We start from the raw sequence: 19,591 nt of genomic DNA, 5'->3' as shown, positions 1-19,591 counted from the left end.
AACACTCACTGTGGCGTTTTCGCCGACGGCAAGAGTTGCTCCTTGAACGGTATCTCAGCGGGTACGCTGATACCGCTGGCAAGCCACTGACTGCTCCACCCCAGAATCAGGTTTTTGGACCAATCTGCGACCAATAAAAATTTTGGCACTAGCTGTGATTCTTTCCACCAGCTGTCCTGCTGTACCGGCCCCAGGCTCAACAGCCCGACCGCCACGACCACCAGCAACACGCCACGCGCGGCGCCGAAGGCCATGCCGAGAAATCGATCAGTCCCGGAGAGCCCGGTGACGCGAACCAATTCGCCGATAAGATAATTGATCATTGCGCCTACGATCAGCGTGGCGACAAACATGATGGCGCAGCCCGTGATCACACGGGCCGAAGGCGTTTCGATGTATCCGGCGAGGTACTCGGACAATGAACCACCGAACATCCAGGCAACCACTCCTGCGATGATCCAGGTCACCAGCGATAATGCTTCTTTGACGAAGCCGCGGCTCAGACTGATCAATGCGGAGATGGCGACGATTGCAACGATCGCCCAGTCAACCCAGGTAAATGGCACAGTGCAGCCTACAGACGGATAAGGCGGCGCATTTTAGCAGAGCCCATGCTTATCGGTAAGCTGCGATTGTCAGTGCATTTCAAATCGGCGTGATAGCCACAACCTTTTGGGGCGGGGTTTAGCCGCGTTCGGGCTGGAAGCGCACCACAAAACCCTTGAGGTTTTGCTGGCGGCCGAGCAGATCACGCAGGCGATCAGCCTCGGCACGCTCGATCAGCGGACCGACAAACACCCGATTCTTGCCATCAGCCGTGCGGATGTAGGCGTTGTAACCCTGACTGCGCAGGGATTTCTGCAGACTTTCGGCGCTGGCACGACTGGTCAGGCTGGCCAGTTGCACCGACCAGCTGACCGACAGGCCATTGGCATCGACGCGGCTTTGCGTGGTGTCGGGTTTTGCCGGAGCTGCAGCAATCGGCTGGGCTGGCGCCGGTTTGGCAACAGGTGCCGGTGGTGGCGTCACCGGTTTGGCCGCTGGTGCCGGGGCCGCAGCCACGGGTGCAGCAGGTGCGGCAGGTGCCGCAGGCGTGATCGGCATCGACGGGGCTTGCTGATCGGCAATCTCGTCGTCGCTCGGCACTGGTTCTTGCGGCAAGGCTTGCGGCTCGGGAACAACGACCGGTTCGACCTGCACTTGCGGCATCGCCGGGGCCTGCGGCGCGGATGGCGCCTCGACCGTGACCTGACGCTGTTCATCCTGACGCGTGAACAGCATCGGCAAGAAAATCACTGCCAGCGCCACCAGAACCAGGGCTCCGACCATGCGCTGTTTGTACGACTTATCCAGCAAAGCCATTTGCCGCTTCCTCCGTGGAGCGCCGGGCCAGCCATTCAAGGGCCTCGGCAACACAATAAAATGATCCGAACAACAGAATCTCGTCGTCGCTCGTCGCCAGTGCGCACTGCCCTTCCAGGGCGGCCGCCACACTGCCATAGGACGTTACCGACGCGCCAAGGTTCTGCAACGCCGCGTGTAAATCCTCGACCGGTCGCGCGCGCGGGGAATCCAGCGGCGCCACGGCCCACGATTGGACACTGGCATTCAGTTCGCTGACAACACCCTCAAGGTCTTTGTCGGCAAGCAAACCGAACACCGCCAGGCGTTTACCCTTCGGCGGACGACTGGCCAGACGCCGCGCCAGGTACTCCGCTGCGTGCGGGTTGTGCCCAACATCCAGCAACACATTCAGCGACTTGCCGTGCCAGTTGAACTGCCGGCGATCGAGTCGGCCGACGATGCGCGTCGCTTGCAGCGCTTGAACAATCTGCGCGTGCTGCCACGGCAAACCGAGCAACAAATAGGCCTGCAACGCCAGCGCCGCGTTTTCCATCGGCAAATCGAGCAACGGCAGATCACGCAACTCGACCACTTGGCCCTGAGCGTCAACGCCGCGCCATTGCCAGTGGTAATCGGTGATGCCGAGGTCGAAATCGCGGCCACGCAGAAACAACGGGCAAGCCAGCTCGCGCGCCTTGTCCAGCAGAGGTTGCGGGGGATTGAGATCGCCACACAGCGCCGGCGCGCCTTGGCGGAAAATGCCGGCCTTCTCATAGGCGACGGACTCGCGGGTATCGCCCAGATAATCGACGTGATCGACGCCAATGCTGGTGACCAGCGCGATGTCGGCATCCACTACGTTGACCGTATCCAGACGTCCGCCGAGGCCGACTTCCAGCACCACGGCATCGAGGTTGGCCTGCTGAAACAGCCAGAACGCCGCGAGCGTGCCCATTTCAAAGTAGGTCAGAGTCGTTGCGCCACGACCGGCTTCGACTGCCGCAAACGCTTCGCACAGTTCGGCGTCAGTGGCTTCGACGCCGTTGACCTGCACCCGCTCGTTGTAACGCAGCAGGTGCGGCGAACTGTAGACACCGACGTTGAGGCCTTGCGCACGCAGCAATGCAGCGACGAATGCGCACGTGGAACCCTTGCCGTTGGTGCCCGTGACCGTGATTACCCGAGGCGCCGGTTTGCCCAGTCCCATGCGGGACGCTACCTCTTGCGAGCGCGCCAGGCCCATGTCGATGGCCGAAGGGTGCAATTGCTCAAGGTAGGCGAGCCATTCGCCAAGGGTACGTTGGGTCATATGTTGGCAGGTACCGGTGGAATCTCGATCGGCTCGATCGGCGCGGCGACGAACTTCGGCGTCGGCAGGCCCATCATTTGTGCCAGCAGGTTGCCCAGGCGTGGGCGCAGTTCCTGACGGTGCACGATCATGTCGATCGCGCCGTGTTCGAGGAGGAATTCGCTGCGCTGGAAGCCTTCCGGCAGTTTTTCGCGCACGGTTTGCTCGATCACGCGTGGACCGGCGAAGCCGATCAGGGCTTTCGGCTCACCAACGATAACGTCGCCGAGCATCGCCAGGCTGGCGGAAACGCCGCCGTAGACCGGGTCGGTCAGGACCGAGATGAATGGAATGCCTTCTTCGCGCAGACGCGCCAGTACCGCCGAGGTCTTGGCCATTTGCATCAACGAGATCAGCGCTTCCTGCATCCGCGCACCACCGGAGGCGGCGAAGCAGATCATCGGGCATTTGTTTTCCAGCGCGTAGTTGGCGGCGCGAACAAAACGCTCACCGACGATGGCGCCCATCGAGCCGCCCATGAAGGAGAATTCGAACGCTGAAACCACCACTGGCATGCCCAGCAGGGTGCCGCTCATGGAGATCAGCGCGTCTTTCTCGCCGGTGGCCTTCTGCGCGGCGGTCAGGCGATCCTTGTACTTCTTGCCGTCGCGGAATTTCAGACGGTCAACCGGCTCCAGGTCCGCGCCCAGTTCGGCACGGCCTTCAGCGTCGAGGAAAATGTCGATACGCGCACGCGCGCCGATACGCATGTGGTGGTTGCACTTGGGGCAGACGTCCAGGGTCTTTTCCAGCTCCGGACGATACAGCACCGCCTCGCACGACGGGCATTTGTGCCACAGACCTTCAGGCACCGAGCTCTTCTTGACCTCGGAACGCATGATCGAAGGGATCAGTTTGTCTACTAACCAGTTGCTCATGCTTTCTTTCTCCAGTACCGGCGGCCCGAACGCTTTGGTTCGCAGCCCCGCGTATGCCCTTGAGCTAAATTCATGTGTGTGGCGATGATCGTTGAGTTGCCGGGTCAGCGAGACTGACCTGCGTACCGCTCAAAAACCCTCAGCCGTGCCTGCTTTGTGCAGCGCAGTGCATTTTGGGACGGCGGCAGTTAGCCAGCCGTCACATCACGTACTGCTTTGATAAATGCCTGAATCTTTGCATGATCCTTGATGCCCTTGCTCGCCTCTACCCCGCCGCTGACGTCGACGGCATACGGCCGCACACGGACAATGGCGGCGGCGACGTTGTCGGGGTTGAGGCCGCCGGCGAGGATGAGCGGTTTGCTCAGACCTTGCGGTATCAAAGCCCAGTCGAACGCTTCGCCGGTTCCGCCCGGCACGCCTTCTACATAGGCGTCGAGCAGAATGCCGCTGGCGCCCGGAAAGGCCTCGCACGCCGCGCGAATGTCGTCTCCAGCCTTGACCCGCAACGCCTTGATGTACGGGCGGTTCCAGCCTTCGCAGTCCTCGGCCGGTTCGTCCCCGTGAAACTGCAACAGGTCCAGCGGCACGGCGTCGAGGATTTCACCCAACTCGCAGCGGCTGGCATTGACGAACAAACCCACGGTGGTGACGAATGGCGGCAAGGCTTTGATGATCGCCCTCGCCTGCCGGAACGTCACTGCTCGTGGGCTCTTGGCGTAGAACACAAATCCGATGGCATCGGCCCCGGCCTCGACTGCCGCCAACGCGTCTTCGATGCGGGTAATCCCGCAAATCTTGCTGCGAACGGCTGACATGTCGATAAAACCTCAGGGCAAATCCGAGAAAGTCCCGGATGGTAACAAATGCGTTCGAGGGCGTCAGCCGTCAAGTTCGCTGAAGCCCGTCAGGAAGTGCGGGCCGATGTAGCGCTCGGGCAACGGGAACTCGTCACGGTATTCGACCTGCACCAGATACAGGCCGTACGGGTGAGCGGTGACGCCGCCGGAGCGCCGAATGCGGCTCTCCAATACTTCTTTCATCCACTCCACCGGGCGCTCGCCGGACCCGATGGTCATCAGCACGCCGGCAATGTTGCGCACCATATGATGCAGGAACGCGCTGGCGCGGATGTCGAGCACGATCATTTTGCCGTGACGACTCACGCGCAAGTGGTGCAATTCCTTGATTGGCGATTTGGCCTGGCATTGCCCGGCGCGGAAGGCGCTGAAGTCGTGGGTGCCGACCAGATATTGCGCAGCTTCGGCCATGCGCTCGACATCGAGCGGACGGTGATTCCAAGTGATTTCTTCGTTGAGGTGCGCCGGGCGGATCTGATCGTTGTAGATCACGTAGCGATAGCGCCGGGCGATGGCTTTGAACCGCGCGTGGAAATGCGCCGGCATGACCTTGGCCCAACTGACGCTGACGTCGTGCGGCAAATTGATGTTGGCGCCCATGACCCAGGCTTTCAGCGAGCGCTCGACCTGGGTGTCGAAATGCACCACCTGCCCGCAGGCGTGCACGCCCGCATCGGTCCGCCCGGCGCAATGCAACGACACCGGCGAATCGGCGACTTTGGACAAGGCGTTTTCCAGGGTTTCCTGTACGGTCAGCACGCCGGACGCCTGCCGCTGCCAGCCGCGATAACGCGAGCCTTTGTACTCGACGCCCAACGCGATGCGGTAAAAACCGTCAGCCGCCATTTCGGCAGCCGGATTATCTATATTTGCCAAGGGGTGACAGCCTGCTGATAAACGCAAAGGCGGGCATTATAAGGCCGCCGGTTCGCGACGCCAGAGGCGAGTGGGATTGCGCTGGTGTTGATGGCGATTGTCGAGGCAAAGCAAAACCTGTGGGAGATGAATTGTGGGAGCCGAGCTGTGGGAGCTGAGCTTGCTCGCGATGGGGCCGGCACATTCAGCGAATTTAGTGGCTGGTAGACCGCCATCGCGAGCAGGCTCACTCCTACAGGGGATTTGTGGTGGCGACCTGCGCAGCAAACAAAAACGGCAGCCTCTATGGGCTGCCGTTTTTTTCCACCTCACCGCTGCATCAGATCAGGCGCGAGAGCATTTCCTGCGCTTCTGTCTTTTGCCCGGCGTCGCCCTCGGTGACGACTTCGTTGAGGATGTCGCGGGCGCCGTCGCTGTCGCCCATGTCGATGTAGGCTTGGGCCAGGTCAAGTTTGGTGGCGACTTCGTCGGTGCCGGAGAGGAAGTCGAACTCCGGCTCGTCATCCATCGACGCGGCGGCGTCGGCTTCGGTGAAGCTCGGTTCGCCGATGCTCTGGGACAGACGATCCAGCTCGGCGTTGACGTCATCCAGCTCAGTAGTAAACGCGTCTTTCGGCTCAGCGACGTCCATTTCATCGGCCAGCGACAAGTCGAAATCCGCTGGCAATTCCAGATCGTCGAGGGCCGCTTCGTTCGGCGTTGGTGTTTCGACGGGCGGCAAGTCTTTCAAGCCGTCGTCGAGGTCGAGCAGGAAGTCATCTTCGGCCAAAGTGGCTGGCGACGCTTCGGCGCCGAGGTCCAGATCCAGATCGAAGTCCGACAGGTCGTCGAGGTTGTCCTTGATTTCAGTCTGCTGTTGCAGCACCGACTCAAAGCTTAAATCGTCGTCCAGCGGGAATTCGTCCAGCTCAGCCGCAGGCGTCGGTTCCGGGATCGGCGCAACCACGGCTGGCGAAGCGTTTTCCAGATCATCCAGGCTCAGATCGAACGCGCTGTCCAGATCATCCTCAGCCGGGGCCGGCGCTTCTGGCTCATCCAGCAGCAGTTCCTTGACGTACTGGGCGTCCAGTTCGGCGGCGATGGCGGCGGCCGCGATGCCACCGGCGGCAGCAAGGGCCATGGCCGGGAAACGGCTTTTCAACTGCTCGACCTGAGCAAAGTTATCGCCCGTGGCCACCAGTTGACGCTCCTGCGCGACAAACGCATCGCGATCACCCTGCTGACCATAAACCTCCATCAGTTTCAGGCGCAGGTCGCTGCGTTGTGGTTCTTGCTTGATACCGTCTTCGAGCAACGCGGCGGCCTGATTGAAGCGACCGGCATTGATGTGCGATTGCGCGTGGGCCAGCACGTCGTCATTGCGTTCACCGGCAGGCGCGACCAGCGGCGCAGCGATCGGTGGCGTAACGATGACCGGGGCGATGACGGGCGCCGGTGCCGGCACAGGTTGGGTAATTGGCGCTGGAATCGGCGATGGCGCCTTGGCCAGCTTCACCGCTGGCGGCGGAACTTCCAAGCCTTCGAAGCTGCTTTCCGGCAGGTCTTGCTCAGGGGAAAATTCCTGCTCTTCCGCCAGCGCGCGGGCCATGCGCACATGCTTTTCAGCTTCTTGCTGGGCTTTGCGGCGACGGGCCAGAAGCAACAGCAACAACAGCAGCACAATCGCGCCGCCGCCGAGCAGCCCCAGCAGAATCGGGTTGGTCAGCAGGTCGTTGAATGTGCGCTCATCGTCCACCGCAGGCGTCGGCACGACCGGCGTCTCGCCAGTGGCCGCCACCGGTGAAGCTTCCGGCGCTGCTTCAGGCGCGGTCACTACCGGCGCCGGCGTTCCCGGTGCCGCTTCAGTCGGCAGCGTTTCAGTCGTCGAGGCGTCAGCAGGGGCACTGCCGGGCGCCGGCGTCAGCTCAGCGGAAATCGCCGGAGCGGTCGCCACTTCCGGCGTGACCGGGATCGCCGGATCAATCGGCGCACCTGCCGCACCTGCCGCACCTGCCGCACCTGCCGCACCTGCCGCACCCGCAGCAGCTACGCCACCCGCCGCACCTTCAGCCTGCAACTTCGCCAGTTGATTGTTTTTCAGCTCGATCAGGCGTTGCAGCTTGTCCAGCTGACTTTGCAGATCGGTCATGCGGCTTTTCAGTTCGGCGTTGTCACGACGGGTCGTGTCGAGGCTTTCCTGAGTGACCGCGAGTTTATTGCTGAGATTCTTCGCGTCGCCAGGAGCGCCCTTGGCGCCCTTCTTCGCCGCATCGGCCGAGACCAGGCTCAGGTTGTCTTTTGCTTCCTGGGTCGAAGGCGCATCGCCGCGACCGCGATTGGTCGCATCAAGTTGCTGCTGGCCAGTGCCAGGCTTGGCCACGTAGCGGCGACCTTCGCGCCACGCGGCGTTTTGCGCAGCGACTTCGGCGATGGCTTTAGGCTGCGGCAGGCTAGTGCTCTGCACCGGATCCGGCATGCGCAGGACCTGGCCGGTTTTCAGCAAGTTGATGTTGCCGTTGATAAACGCCTGCGGGTTCAGCGCCTGAATGGCCAGCATGGTTTGCTGGACCGAACCGCCGTTGCGCGCCTTCGCGGCGATTTCCCAAAGGGTGTCGCGCGGTGTCGTGGTGTAAGTCTGCGATTGCGTGGCGCCGGTGGATGGCGCGATCACAGTTTGCGCCGGCGCAGGTTGCGCAGCGGCTTCGGCGGTTTCTGGGGAGAATTTCGAAGGATCAAGCAGCACGCTGTAATCGCGCAACAGGCGACCGTTGGGCCACATCACCTGAACCAGGAATTTCACCATAGGTTCGGAGAGCGGCTGGCTCGACGTCACGCGCAGGATGCTTTTGCCGCTGGGGTTGAGCACCGGAGTGAAGGTCAGGTCGTTGAGAAACGCCTGGCGATCAACCCCGGCCTTGGCGAAATCGTCCGGCGAGGCCAGGCTCGGCACCACTTCGGCAGCGGTGAGGTCCTTGACGTCGAGCAGCTCGATTTCGGCTACCAGCGGCTGGTTCACCGTCGACTTCAGGGTCAGCTCCCCGAGCCCGAGGGCATGCGCCATACCGGAGGACAGCGCCGAGGCGGCCGCTATTGCTAACACCAGTTTGCGAACTTGAACCATAGCCTCATCCTTTGTTTGAACATTCCTCGGCCAGCGAGAAGGTGTTGAGAGTCGCTGCCGTAAGGCATTGCGCGCGGCGGCGAAGGGTCGTCGCGCGCGATCGTTTCGGTGCTGCTGCGCCAAGCATAGCGCTCGACTAGAATCATTCGACAAATTGTTGCCAAGTATCTTTTACAGCAGGTCTTTTATCAACAATTCGGCCACCTGCACAGCGTTGAGCGCCGCGCCTTTGCGCACGTTATCTGACGTCAGCCACAGATTAAGTTCCGACAGGTCGTCGACTCCGCAGCGCACACGCCCCACGTAGACCACATCCTGCCCCACCGCGTCACCTACTGGCGTCGGATAATCACCCGCTTCCACCAGCTCGATGCCCGGCGCGTCTTCGAGCGCAGCATTCACTTTGGCCAGATCGACGGCGCCGGATGACTGCAGGGTCACGCTAAAGCTATCGCCGAAAAACACCGGGGCTTGAATGCAAGTCGCGGAAATCTTTAATAAAGGTAGCTCAATGACCTGACGCAGCTCGCGCACCAGGCGTTTTTCCAGCAGGGTATGGCCCTGATCGTCAGGTTTACCGACCTGGGCGAGCAGGTTGAAAGCCATTTGCCGATCGAAAAAAGTCGGCTCCAGCGGCCGCACGTTGAGCAGTTCGGCGGTCTGTCGGGCCAGTTCGGTCACAGCTTCACGGCCCTGGGCGGACACGGCGAGGCTGGCGGTGACGTTGACGCGCTGCAAGTCGATCACTGCCAGCAACGGCGCCAGCACCACGGCCAAGGTGGTTGCCGATGGGCTCGGGCTGCTGACCATGAACGGTTTTTTCAGACCGGCGAGCACGTGGGCATTGGCTTCGGGCACCACGTGCGGCGCTTGTTCGGCGGACAAGGCGCCGGACAGGTCGATCACCGAGCAGCCGGCGGCCGTGGCGCGCGAGGCGAAACTCAGGGTGACGGCAGGACCGGCGGCGAAGAACACCAATTGCACCTTGCTGAAATCGAACTCGTCGACTTCACGCACGCGCACGTTTTTGCCGCGAAACGGCACCGAATGCCCGGCCGATTCGCTGCTGGCCAGCAAGTGCAGGTTGCCGACCGGGAAATCGCGTTCTTCGAGAATCTGCACGAGCGTTTCGCCGACAGTTCCGGTGGCGCCGATCACGGCGATATCAAAGGACTGGCTCATGGTTCTACCTCTGGCGAAACGGGGGGAGCGGCACTTTACCGGGTGGCTGGCGTGCAGGCAATTCGGTCGGGGATTTGTGGTGGTTGTGCAGGCCTCTTCGCGGGCAAGCCTCGCTCCTACAAGTGCAGCGCGATCCCACGTAGGAGCGAGGCTTGCCCGCGAAGAGGACCTCACCGGCGACACATTACCCATAAAAAAACCCGCACCTCTTTCAAGGCACGGGTTCTTTCACAACTTCAATCGATCAACGCTCAAGCAGGATCCGCAGCATGCGGCGCAGCGGTTCGGCCGCGCCCCACAGCAACTGGTCGCCAACGGTGAACGCGCCGACGTACTGCGTGCCCATGTTCAGCTTGCGCAGACGCCCAACCGGTACGTTCAGGGTGCCGGTGACTTTCGTCGGGCTCAGTTCCTGAATGCTCGCGTCACGGTGGTTTGGCACCAGTTTGACCCAAGGGTTGTGCTGGCTGATCAGCCCTTCGATGTCAGCGATCGGCACGTCTTTGTTCAGCTTGATGGTCAGCGCCTGGCTGTGGCAACGCATGGCGCCGATGCGCACACAGATGCCGTCAACCGGGATCGGGCTCTTGAAGCGACCGAGGATCTTGTTGGTCTCAGCCTGGGCTTTCCACTCTTCGCGGCTCTGGCCGTTCGGCAGTTCCTTGTCGATCCACGGGATCAGGCTGCCGGCCAACGGCACGCCGAAGTTTTCGGTCGGGTACGCGTCGCTGCGCATGGCCTCGGCGACACGGCGGTCGATGTCGAGGATCGCGCTGGCCGGGTCTGCCAGTTGATCGGCGACAGCGGCGTGGGTCGCGCCCATTTGCTTGATCAGTTCACGCATGTTCTGCGCGCCGGCACCGGAGGCCGCCTGATAGGTCATGGCGCTCATCCACTCGACCAGACCGGCCTCGAACAAGCCGCCCAGGCCCATCAGCATCAGGCTGACGGTGCAGTTGCCGCCGATGTAGTTCTTGGTGCCCGCGTCGAGCTGCTGGTCGATCACCTTGCGGTTCACCGGGTCCAGCACGATTACCGCGTCGTCCTGCATGCGCAGGCTGGAAGCGGCGTCGATCCAGTAACCCTGCCAGCCGGCTTCACGCAGTTTGGGGAACACTTCGCTGGTGTAGTCGCCGCCCTGGCAAGTCAGAATCACGTCGAGGGTTTTCAGCTCTTCAATGCTGTAAGCGTCCTTGAGCGGAGCAATGTCCTTGCCCACGGACGGGCCTTGGCCACCGACATTGGAAGTGGTGAAAAACACCGGCTCGATAAGATCGAAATCCTGCTCTTCCAGCATCCGCTGCATGAGCACGGAACCGACCATACCGCGCCAACCGATCAGACCTACACGTTTCATCGCAACTACACCTTCTTGAAAAAGTGGGCCGCTGCTTTCATGGGTGAAAGTGGCAGCGGGCCCGAGAGATTACAGATTCCGCAGCGCGGCGACTACTGCGTCGCCCATTTCCTGCGTACCGACTTTGGTGCAACCGTTCGACCAGATGTCGCCGGTGCGCAGGCCCTGGTCGAGGACCAGACTCACCGCTTGCTCGATGGCATCGGCCGCAGCCTGCTGGTTGAAGCTGTAACGCAGCATCATCGACACCGACAGGATAGTCGCCAACGGGTTGGCAATGCCCTTGCCGGCGATGTCCGGCGCCGAACCGTGGCATGGCTCGTACATGCCCTTGTTATTGGTGTCGAGCGAGGCCGACGGCAGCATGCCGATGGAACCGGTGAGCATCGACGCCTGATCGGACAGGATGTCGCCGAACAGGTTGTCGGTGACGATCACATCGAATTGCTTCGGTGCGCGTACCAGCTGCATGGCGGCGTTGTCGACGTACATGTGGCTGAGTTCGACTTGCGGGTAATCCTTGGCTACTTGCTCGACGATTTCACGCCACAGTTGGCTGGACGCCAGCACGTTGGCCTTGTCCACCGAGCAGAGCTTTTTGTTACGAACCATGGCCATGTCGAAACCGACACGGGCGATGCGGCGGATTTCGCTTTCGCTGTACGGCAGCGTGTCGTACGCCTGACGCTCGCCGTTTTCCAGGGTTCGGGTGCCGCGCGGCGCACCGAAGTAGATGCCGCCGGTCAGCTCACGGACGATCAGGATGTCGAGGCCGGCGACGATTTCCGGTTTCAGGCTCGAAGCTTCGGCAAGTTGCGGATAAAGAATCGCCGGGCGCAGGTTGCCGAACAGGCCCAGTTGCGCACGAATCTTCAGCAGACCACGCTCAGGGCGGATGTCACGCTCGATGGTGTCCCATTTCGGACCGCCGACGGCGCCCAGCAACACTGCATCGGCAGCGCGGGCGCGATCGAGGGTTTCGTCGGCCAGGGGCACGCCGTGCTTGTCGATGGCGGCGCCGCCGATGACATCGTGGCTCAGTTCGAAGCCCAAGCTGTACTTGTCGTTGGCCAGCTCCAATACCTTGACCGCTTCGGCCATGATTTCCGGGCCAATACCGTCACCTGGGAGAATCAGAATCTGCTTGCTCATGCTTTCCTCATGTCATCAGTCGGCGTGCCCGTGGGCACGCCCGGAAAAATTCTATCGTTCGGCGGCTATCGCTCAGTGCTTAGCGTTCTGCAAACAGCACCAGCACATCTGTACTGAACGAACCATCGGCCTCAATTTCAAAATATTCGCGCACTTCGTTGCCCATCGATTGCTGCAACTGGCGGATCGCGGCGCGCATTACTTCGGGGGTGCGCATGCGCTCGACCCAACTGCGGTATTCCAGGCGCAGGCGCTGGCGGCTGGAGTTGCGTACATGCAACCCCGCCTCGCTGACCTGACGCATCCACTCCCCGGCATCGTAATCGCGCACGTGACTGGTGTCGCGCAGCACTTCGACGCTTTGCAGGTAGGTGTCGAACAACGGGCTGCCCGGCGACAACACATCGACAAACGCCGCCACGCCGCCCGGCTTCAGCACCCGGCGCACTTCGCGCAGGGCGACGCCGAGGTCGCTCCAGTGGTGCGCCGAATAACGACTGAACACGAAGTCGAACTCGCCATCGGCAAACGGCAAGCGCTCGGCAGCACCGTTGACCGTGGTGACGTTGTTGAAACCGCGCTCGCTCGCCGCTGCGGCAACCACATCGAGCATTTGCTGCGACAGGTCGTAGGCGACCACTTCCTTGACCAGCGACGCCACGTGAAAACTCACATGACCGGCGCCGCAACCCAGGTCCAGCACCCGCGCAGCGCCGCGCCCAGCCAGTTCGGCCTGTAGCAGGGCAAATTCGGTGCCTTGCGCGTGGACCGCGCTGCTGAGATAGGCCGAGGCCTGCTCACCGAATTGTTTCTGCACGACTTGGGAGTGCTGGGCGGTGCTGTTCATGGGACATCCTTTTTGGGGTTTAGCCTTGTGGTGTCTTGGCGGGCCTCTTCGCGGGCAAGCCTCGCTCCTACAGGGGTTTTGTGAACGACGCAAATCCACTGTGGGAGCCGAGCTTGCTCGCGATGGCGTCATGTCGCCTTATGCAAAATCAAACGTCGCGAAACAACCAAGGCTGGCTCGCACGGTGTTTGGCTTCAAACGACGCAATCGCCTCGTGATCCATCAAGGTCAGACCAATATCGTCCAGACCATTCACCAGGCAATGCTTGCGAAACTCGTCCAGTTCAAAGCTGTAAGTCTTGCCATCCGGACGGGTCACGGTCTGCGCCTGCAGATCGACGGTCAATTGATAACCCGGATTCGCTTCAACCTGCTCAAACAACTCATCCACTTCAGCGTCGGTGAGGATGATCGGCAGCAAGCCGTTCTTGAAGCTGTTGTTGTAGAAGATGTCGGCGTAGCTCGGCGCGATGATGCTGCGGAAACCGTATTCTTCCAGCGCCCACGGCGCGTGCTCACGGCTGGAGCCGCAACCGAAGTTCTCGCGGGCCAGCAATACGCTGGCGCCTTGATAACGCTCGGCGTTGAGCACGAAATCCTTGTTCAACGGACGCTTGGAGTTGTCCTGATAGGCATACCCGACGTCCAGATAACGCCACTCGTCAAACAGGTTCGGGCCAAAACCGGTGCGTTTGATCGACTTCAAAAACTGCTTCGGAATGATCTGGTCAGTGTCGACGTTGGCCCGATCCAATGGCGCGACCAAACCGGTGTGTTGGGTAAAAGCTCTCATGTGCGGTTCCTCAGATCAGTTCGCGAACGTCGATGAAACGACCGTTGACGGCAGCCGCAGCGGCCATCGCCGGGCTGACCAGGTGGGTACGGCCACCGGCGCCCTGACGCCCTTCGAAGTTACGGTTGGAGGTCGAAGCGCAATGCTCGCCCGACTCCAAACGGTCCGGGTTCATCGCCAGGCACATCGAGCAACCCGGTTCACGCCACTCGAAACCGGCTTCGAGGAAAATCTTGTCCAGGCCTTCAGCCTCGGCTTGCGCCTTCACCAGGCCCGAGCCCGGAACGACGATGGCTTGCTTGATCGTCGAAGCGACTTTGCGGCCCTTGGCGATCACCGCCGCAGCACGCAAATCTTCGATCCGCGAGTTGGTGCAGGAGCCGATAAACACGCGGTCGAGCTGAATGTCGGTGATCGCCTGATTGGCGCTCAAACCCATGTATTTCAAGGCACGTTCGATGGAACCGCGTTTGACCAGGTCCATTTCCTTCGCCGGGTCCGGCACGTTCTGATCCACGGCCAGGACCATCTCGGGCGAGGTGCCCCAGCTGACTTGCGGCTTGATCTGCGCCGCGTCGAGCTTGACCACAGTGTCGAACACCGCGTCCGCGTCGGACACCAAGTCTTTCCAGGCTTCGACTGCCATGTCCCATTCCGCGCCTTTCGGGGCGAATGGACGACCCTTGACGTACTCGACGGTTTTTTCGTCTGCGGCCACCAGACCTACGCGAGCGCCGGCCTCGATCGACATGTTGCAAATGGTCATGCGGCCTTCGATCGACAAGTCGCGAATCGCGCTGCCGGCGAACTCGATGGCGTGGCCGTTACCGCCGGCGGTGCCGATCTTGCCGATCACCGCGAGGACGATGTCCTTGGCGGTGACGCCGAACGGCAAGGTGCCTTCGACCGAGACCAGCATGTTTTTCATTTTCTTCGCGACCAGGCACTGCGTGGCGAACACGTGCTCGACCTCTGAGGTGCCGATGCCGTGGGCCAAGGCACCGAACGCGCCGTGGGTCGAGGTGTGCGAGTCGCCGCACACCACGGTCATGCCCGGCAACGTCGCACCCTGCTCCGGGCCGATCACGTGAACGATGCCCTGACGCACGTCGTTCATCTTGAATTCGGTGATGCCGTATTCGTCGCAATAGTCATCGAGGGTTTGCACCTGCAAACGCGAGACCTGATCGGTGATCGCTTCGATGCCGCCCTTGCGATCCGGGGTGGTCGGCACGTTGTGGTCCGGGGTGGCGATGATCGAATCGACGCGCCAAGGCTTGCGCCCGGCCAGACGCAGGCCTTCGAAAGCTTGGGGCGAAGTCACTTCATGGATGATGTGGCGGTCGATATAGATCAGCGACGAACCATCGTCGCGCCGTTTCACTTCATGCGAATCCCAGAGCTTGTCGTAAAGCGTTTTGCCGGCCATCAGACGGTCCTCATCAGCTTGCTTCTATTTTCTATGCCTTGGGTCGTGCAGCGGTTCAATAACCCCTTGGCTTGTGAGGCTGATCCTAGGGGGTTACATTAAATAACTCAAATTCATATTTTTCATGCTTTGGATAACCAACTGGAATACCACCATGGACCTGGCCAACCTCAACGCTTTTATCGCGATTGCCGAGACCGGAAGTTTCTCCGGCGCCGGCGAACGTTTGCACCTGACACAACCAGCCATCAGCAAACGCATCGCCGGGCTGGAGCAGCAATTGAAGGTGCGGCTGTTCGACCGCCTGGGCCGTGAAGTCGGCCTGACCGAGGCCGGACGCGCGCTGCTGCCGCGCGCTTATCAGATTCTCAATGTGCTGGACGACACCCGCCGCGCGCTGACCAACCTGACCGGCGAAGTGACCGGCCGTCTGACGCTGGCCACCAGTCATCACATCGGCCTGCACCGCTTGCCGCCGCTGTTGCGGGAATTCACCCGCCGTTACCCACAAGTGGCGCTGGATATTCAGTTCCTCGATTCGGAAGTGGCCTACGAGGAAATCCTCCATGGCCACGCCGAACTGGCGGTGATCACCCTGGCGCCGGAGCCGCACGCGCTGGTCAAAGCCACGCCGGTGTGGGACGACCCGCTGGATTTCGTGGTGGCGCCCGAACACTCGCTGATCAGCAACGGCCCGGTCAGCCTCGCCGACATTGCCCTGCACCCGGCAGTCTTCCCCGGCGGCAACACCTTTACCCATCACATTGTTCAGCGCCTGTTCGAGGCTCAGGGCCTGACGCCGAACATTGCGATGAGCACGAATTATCTGGAAACGATCAAGATGATGGTCTCGATCGGCCTGGCCTGGAGCGTTTTGCCGCGCACCATGCTCGATGAACAAGTGGCGCGCATACCTTTGCCGGGCATACAGCTCACTCGCCAGCTAGGCTATATCTTGCACACGGAAAGGACGCTATCGAATGCGGCACGCGCCTTTATGGCCTTGCTGGATGCACAAATTGATCTGCCAGGGACCCACGGCTGAGTTGTGCTACATCTATAGAGCTGCAAACCCCTGTGCCTAACGCCCCCATTCAGCCAAAGGCCTGTCGCCAATGCCCAAATCTGTTGACCGTACTCCGCCGATGCCGCGAATTCAGGCGATTGACCCGCAGCGGTCCGAGCAGAGCTGGGAAAGTGCGCCGCAATTGCTCGCCGCACTCAACGGCGCGCGTCTCGGGGCGTGGTATTGGGACATAGAACTCGGGCAGATCAGTTGGTCGCGGGGCACGCAGGCATTGTTCGGTTTCGATCCGCGTCAGCCGCTGCCCAAAGACCTCGAATACCTTGACCTGCTGCCGCCCGAAGACCGCGCGAAAACCGTTCGCGCGTTCCATCAGGTGATCGCCGGGGCGCCACTGGCGCAGGCAATGCATCACCGCATTCGCTGGCCCGACGGCAGCCTGCATTGGCTGGAAATCAACGGCAGTCTGTTGCCGGACAAGAACGGCCGGCCACGGATGATCGGCGTCATCCGCGAAATCACCCACCAGCGTCAGCGTGAACAAGCGCTGAGCAGCTCGGAGAAACGTTTCGCCACGCTGTTTCACCTGTGCCCGAACATGGTGTTGCTGACCCGCCAGGAAGACGGTTTGATCAGCGAAGCCAATCAATATTTCGAAAGCCTGTTCGGCTGGCCGGTGCAAAGCGCAATTGGCCGGACCACGCTGGAACTGGGCCTGTGGGTGCATCCCGAGCAACGCGCGGTGCTGGTCAGGGCGACCAAAGCCAAGGGCGAATTGATCAGCATGGAGGTGCAGTTTCGTGCGAGCAACGGCCAGGTCCATGACGGCATTCTCAGTGCGCAGAAGGTCGAGCTCGAAGGCCAGCCGTATTTATTGAGCACATTCCTCGACACCACCGAGCGCAAAGCCGCCGAACACGCGCTCAAGGACAGTCAGGAACGTCTGGATCTGGCGCTCGATTCAGCGCAACTCGGAACCTGGGACTGGCACATTCCCAGCGGCATGCTTTACGGCTCGGCGCGCGCCGCGCAGCTGCATGGCCTGGAACCGAAACCCTTCCATGAAGCGTTCGACGAGTTCTTCGAAGGCGTGCCTGGCGAAGAACGCGACAGCATGCGCAACGCCTACCGCAGTCTGCGCGAAGGCCCGGCAGGCAACTATCAACTGACCTATCGCGTGCAATTGCCCGACGGGAGTTCGCGTTACCTCGAAAGCCGCGCCCGCCTCTACCGCGACGACAACGGCCTGCCGCTGCGCATGGCCGGGACGTTGCTCGACATCACCGATCAGGTCGAGCGCGAGCAGCGTTTGGTCGCCTCCGAAGAGAAATTCGCCACGCTGTTTCAGGTCAGCCCTGACCCGATCTGCGTCACTCGTCAGGACAGCGGCCAGTTCATCGAGATCAATTCCAGTTTCACGCAGATTTTCGGCTGGAGCGCCGCCGACGTGATTGGCCGCAGCGCCGACCAGATCGGCTTGTGGGACGCCTCGGCGAAAAGCCTGCAACGCATTGAACAGGTGATCCGCGAACAAGGCTTGAACAACGTCGCGATCATCGTCCAGCACAAGAACGGCCAATCCTTGACGTGCGTGATCTCCAGTCGGCAGATCAGCGTCGGCGACCAGCCGTGCATCGTCACCACCCTGCGCGACATCACCCAGCAGCAGCGCTCGGAAGCGGCGCTGAAGGCCAGCGAAGAGAAATTCGCCAAGGCGTTTCACTCAAGCCCTGACGCGATCACCATCACCGAACGCGACACCGGACGTTATCTGGAGGTCAATGATGGTTTCTGTCGCCTGACCGGTTTCCGCGCCGACGAAGTGGTCGGCAAAACCGTGTATCAGGTGGGCATCTGGGCTGAAGAGAAACAGCGCTCGGCACTGCTCGCCGAGTTGCAGATCAAGGGCCGCGTGCATCATCAGGAAATGCTCGGGCGCAACAAACGCGGGGATTTGCTCACCGTCGAGGTCTCGGTCGAGCCCATCACCCTCAACGAAACCGCCTGCCTGCTGCTGACCGCGCGCGACGTCAGCCTGTTGAAAAACGCCGAGGCGCAGATTCGCCACTTGGCCTACCACGACCCGCTGACCAACCTGCCGAACCGCGCGCTGCTGATGGATCGCCTGAGCCAGCAGATCGCCCTTCTCAAGCGCCATAACTTGCGCGGCGCGCTGATGTTTCTCGACCTCGACCACTTCAAGCACATCAACGATTCGCTCGGTCACCCGGTCGGCGACACGGTGCTGAAGATCATCACCGCGCGGCTCGAAGCCAGCGTGCGCATGGAAGACACCGTGGCGCGGCTCGGTGGCGACGAGTTCGTGGTGTTGCTCAGCGGTCTGGAAGGCTCGCGCGGTGAAGTCACCGAGCAGGTACGGGAGTTGGCCGACACCTTGCGCGAGCTGCTCTCGGAACCGATGTTCCTCGACGGCCAGCGCCTGCAAGTCACGCCGAGCATCGGCATCGCGTTGATTCCGGATCACGGTTCGACCCCGACCGACCTGCTCAAGCGCGCCGACATTGCCCTTTACCGGGCCAAGGATTCCGGGCGCAACACCACGCAGATGTACCACAACACCATGCAGAAGGCCGCCAGCGAACGCTTGCGCATGGAAACCGACCTGCGTCTGGCGCTCTCGCGCAACGAATTCAGCGTGCATTACCAGCCGCAAGTCGATGCCCGCAACAACTGCATTGTCGGCGCTGAAGCCTTGGTGCGCTGGCACCACCCGGAACTCGGCGCGCAATCGCCGACCGAGTTCATCAAGGTGCTGGAGGACAGCGGGCTGATTCTGGAGGTCGGCACGTGGATCCTCGATGAAGCCTGCGATGCCTTCAAACAGCTGATCGCCAAGGGCTTGATCGACCCGCTGATGTTCAGCCTCTGCGTCAACATCAGCCCACGGCAGTTTCGCCAGAACGACTTCGTCGAGCGCATCGAACGCAGCCTCAGCCACCACGGTTTGCCCTGTTCGCTGCTGAAACTGGAAATCACCGAAGGCATCGTCATCCAGAACCTCGAGGACACCATCAGCAAAATGCGCCGATTGAAAAAACTCGGCGTCAGCTTCGCCATGGACGATTTCGGCACCGGTTATTCCTCACTGACCTACCTCAAGCGCCTGCCGGTGGACACGCTGAAAATCGACCAATCATTCATCCGCGACGCCACCACCGACCCCAACGACGCCGAAATCATCCGCGCCATCGTCGCCATGGCCCGCAGCCTGGCGCTGGAAGTGATTGCCGAAGGGGTTGAGACGCCGGAGCAACTGGAGTTTTTACAGGGCCTGGATTGCCATTTGTATCAGGGTTATCTGCACAGCCGGCCGTTGCCGTTGGAGGACTTCCAGACATTGCTCAAATAAATCACCGCCCCCCGTAGCAGCTGTCGAGCCC

Annotated in this window: 15 protein-coding genes; 2 read left to right on the top strand and 13 right to left on the bottom strand. The window is 61.3% G+C overall.

The genetic code is table 11. The features are described 5' to 3' along the window. Positions 1–5: 5 nt before the first annotated feature. From FBY12_RS13400 to leuC, 13 genes are all read right to left on the bottom strand, one after another. Complete coding sequence (locus tag FBY12_RS13400; protein WP_092270549.1) at positions 6–566, bottom strand: CvpA family protein; 561 nt, start codon at positions 564–566, stop codon at positions 6–8. A 118-nt stretch (positions 567–684) separates the two neighbouring features. Next, positions 685–1,362, bottom strand: coding sequence for an SPOR domain-containing protein (locus tag FBY12_RS13395; RefSeq protein ID WP_145253120.1), 678 nt, complete (start codon positions 1,360–1,362; stop codon positions 685–687). Further along, a complete protein-coding gene (gene folC, locus FBY12_RS13390) occupies positions 1,346–2,653 on the bottom strand; it encodes a bifunctional tetrahydrofolate synthase/dihydrofolate synthase (protein ID WP_145253119.1) in 1,308 nt (435 codons plus the stop codon). Before folC ends, FBY12_RS13395 begins: the two co-directional genes overlap by 17 nt. Then, positions 2,650–3,570, bottom strand: coding sequence for an acetyl-CoA carboxylase, carboxyltransferase subunit beta (accD, locus tag FBY12_RS13385; protein ID WP_092270558.1), 921 nt, complete (start codon positions 3,568–3,570; stop codon positions 2,650–2,652). Before accD ends, folC begins: the two co-directional genes overlap by 4 nt. A 188-nt stretch (positions 3,571–3,758) precedes the next feature. Then, positions 3,759–4,388: a phosphoribosylanthranilate isomerase gene (locus FBY12_RS13380; RefSeq protein ID WP_145253118.1), complete on the bottom strand. Its 630-nt coding sequence runs from the start codon at positions 4,386–4,388 to the stop codon at positions 3,759–3,761. Positions 4,389–4,451: 63 nt separating this feature from the next. Next, positions 4,452–5,276 carry a tRNA pseudouridine(38-40) synthase TruA gene (gene truA, locus FBY12_RS13375; protein WP_121732125.1) on the bottom strand — a complete coding sequence of 275 codons (825 nt, stop codon included), beginning with the start codon at positions 5,274–5,276 and terminating at the stop codon, positions 4,452–4,454. A gap of 349 nt (positions 5,277–5,625) precedes the next feature. Continuing rightward, the gene (locus FBY12_RS13370; protein WP_145253117.1) at positions 5,626–8,406 is read right to left on the bottom strand and encodes a FimV/HubP family polar landmark protein; all 2,781 of its coding nucleotides are present in this window, start codon (positions 8,404–8,406) and stop codon (positions 5,626–5,628) included. Positions 8,407–8,577: 171 nt separating this feature from the next. Further along, entirely contained in the window at positions 8,578–9,588 is a 1,011-nt protein-coding gene (locus FBY12_RS13365; RefSeq protein ID WP_145253116.1) for an aspartate-semialdehyde dehydrogenase, read from the bottom strand. A gap of 244 nt (positions 9,589–9,832) precedes the next feature. Beyond that, positions 9,833–10,945, bottom strand: coding sequence for an aspartate-semialdehyde dehydrogenase (gene asd, locus FBY12_RS13360; protein WP_092270573.1), 1,113 nt, complete (start codon positions 10,943–10,945; stop codon positions 9,833–9,835). A 69-nt stretch (positions 10,946–11,014) separates the two neighbouring features. Continuing rightward, a complete protein-coding gene (gene leuB, locus FBY12_RS13355) occupies positions 11,015–12,097 on the bottom strand; it encodes a 3-isopropylmalate dehydrogenase (protein WP_121732122.1) in 1,083 nt (360 codons plus the stop codon). Positions 12,098–12,176: 79 nt separating this feature from the next. After that, positions 12,177–12,944: a class I SAM-dependent methyltransferase gene (locus FBY12_RS13350; RefSeq protein ID WP_145253115.1), complete on the bottom strand. Its 768-nt coding sequence runs from the start codon at positions 12,942–12,944 to the stop codon at positions 12,177–12,179. 148 nt (positions 12,945–13,092) lie between these two features. Then, positions 13,093–13,737, bottom strand: coding sequence for a 3-isopropylmalate dehydratase small subunit (gene leuD / locus FBY12_RS13345; RefSeq protein WP_145253114.1), 645 nt, complete (start codon positions 13,735–13,737; stop codon positions 13,093–13,095). A 10-nt stretch (positions 13,738–13,747) separates the two neighbouring features. After that, positions 13,748–15,166, bottom strand: coding sequence for a 3-isopropylmalate dehydratase large subunit (gene leuC / locus FBY12_RS13340; RefSeq protein ID WP_092270585.1), 1,419 nt, complete (start codon positions 15,164–15,166; stop codon positions 13,748–13,750). A gap of 154 nt (positions 15,167–15,320) precedes the next feature. Here leuC and FBY12_RS13335 point away from each other — a divergent pair, with 154 nt between their 5' ends. Both FBY12_RS13335 and FBY12_RS13330 read left to right on the top strand, forming a co-directional pair. Further along, a complete protein-coding gene (locus FBY12_RS13335) occupies positions 15,321–16,211 on the top strand; it encodes a LysR family transcriptional regulator (protein WP_145253113.1) in 891 nt (296 codons plus the stop codon). A gap of 70 nt (positions 16,212–16,281) precedes the next feature. Continuing rightward, on the top strand, positions 16,282–19,560 hold the full coding sequence (locus FBY12_RS13330; RefSeq protein ID WP_145253112.1) for a PAS domain S-box protein: 3,279 nt from the start codon (positions 16,282–16,284) through the stop codon (positions 19,558–19,560). Positions 19,561–19,591: the final 31 nt, after the last annotated feature.

Origin of the sequence: Pseudomonas sp. SJZ131, from assembly GCF_007828705.1 — a bacterium.
Lineage (GTDB): Bacteria > Pseudomonadota > Gammaproteobacteria > Pseudomonadales > Pseudomonadaceae > Aquipseudomonas > Aquipseudomonas prosekii.
This window is presented reverse-complemented; position numbering and strand designations above follow the sequence as displayed.

Bases quoted from the DNA above. Each gene is read 5' to 3' on its own strand.
- FBY12_RS13395 (WP_145253120.1), bottom strand. From the start codon at position 1,362: ATGGCTTTGCTGGATAAGTCGTACAAACAGCGCATGGTCGGAGCCCTG.
- folC (WP_145253119.1), bottom strand. From the start codon at position 2,653: ATGACCCAACGTACCCTTGGCGAATGGCTCGCCTACCTTGAGCAATTG.
- accD (WP_092270558.1), bottom strand. From the start codon at position 3,570: ATGAGCAACTGGTTAGTAGACAAACTGATCCCTTCGATCATGCGTTCC.
- FBY12_RS13380 (WP_145253118.1), bottom strand. From the start codon at position 4,388: ATGTCAGCCGTTCGCAGCAAGATTTGCGGGATTACCCGCATCGAAGAC.
- truA (WP_121732125.1), bottom strand. From the start codon at position 5,276: ATGGCGGCTGACGGTTTTTACCGCATCGCGTTGGGCGTCGAGTACAAA.
- FBY12_RS13370 (WP_145253117.1), bottom strand. From the start codon at position 8,406: ATGGTTCAAGTTCGCAAACTGGTGTTAGCAATAGCGGCCGCCTCGGCG.
- FBY12_RS13365 (WP_145253116.1), bottom strand. From the start codon at position 9,588: ATGAGCCAGTCCTTTGATATCGCCGTGATCGGCGCCACCGGAACTGTC.
- asd (WP_092270573.1), bottom strand. From the start codon at position 10,945: ATGAAACGTGTAGGTCTGATCGGTTGGCGCGGTATGGTCGGTTCCGTG.
- leuB (WP_121732122.1), bottom strand. From the start codon at position 12,097: ATGAGCAAGCAGATTCTGATTCTCCCAGGTGACGGTATTGGCCCGGAA.
- FBY12_RS13350 (WP_145253115.1), bottom strand. From the start codon at position 12,944: ATGAACAGCACCGCCCAGCACTCCCAAGTCGTGCAGAAACAATTCGGT.
- leuD (WP_145253114.1), bottom strand. From the start codon at position 13,737: ATGAGAGCTTTTACCCAACACACCGGTTTGGTCGCGCCATTGGATCGG.
- leuC (WP_092270585.1), bottom strand. From the start codon at position 15,166: ATGGCCGGCAAAACGCTTTACGACAAGCTCTGGGATTCGCATGAAGTG.
- FBY12_RS13335 (WP_145253113.1), top strand. From the start codon at position 15,321: ATGGACCTGGCCAACCTCAACGCTTTTATCGCGATTGCCGAGACCGGA.
- FBY12_RS13330 (WP_145253112.1), top strand. From the start codon at position 16,282: ATGCCCAAATCTGTTGACCGTACTCCGCCGATGCCGCGAATTCAGGCG.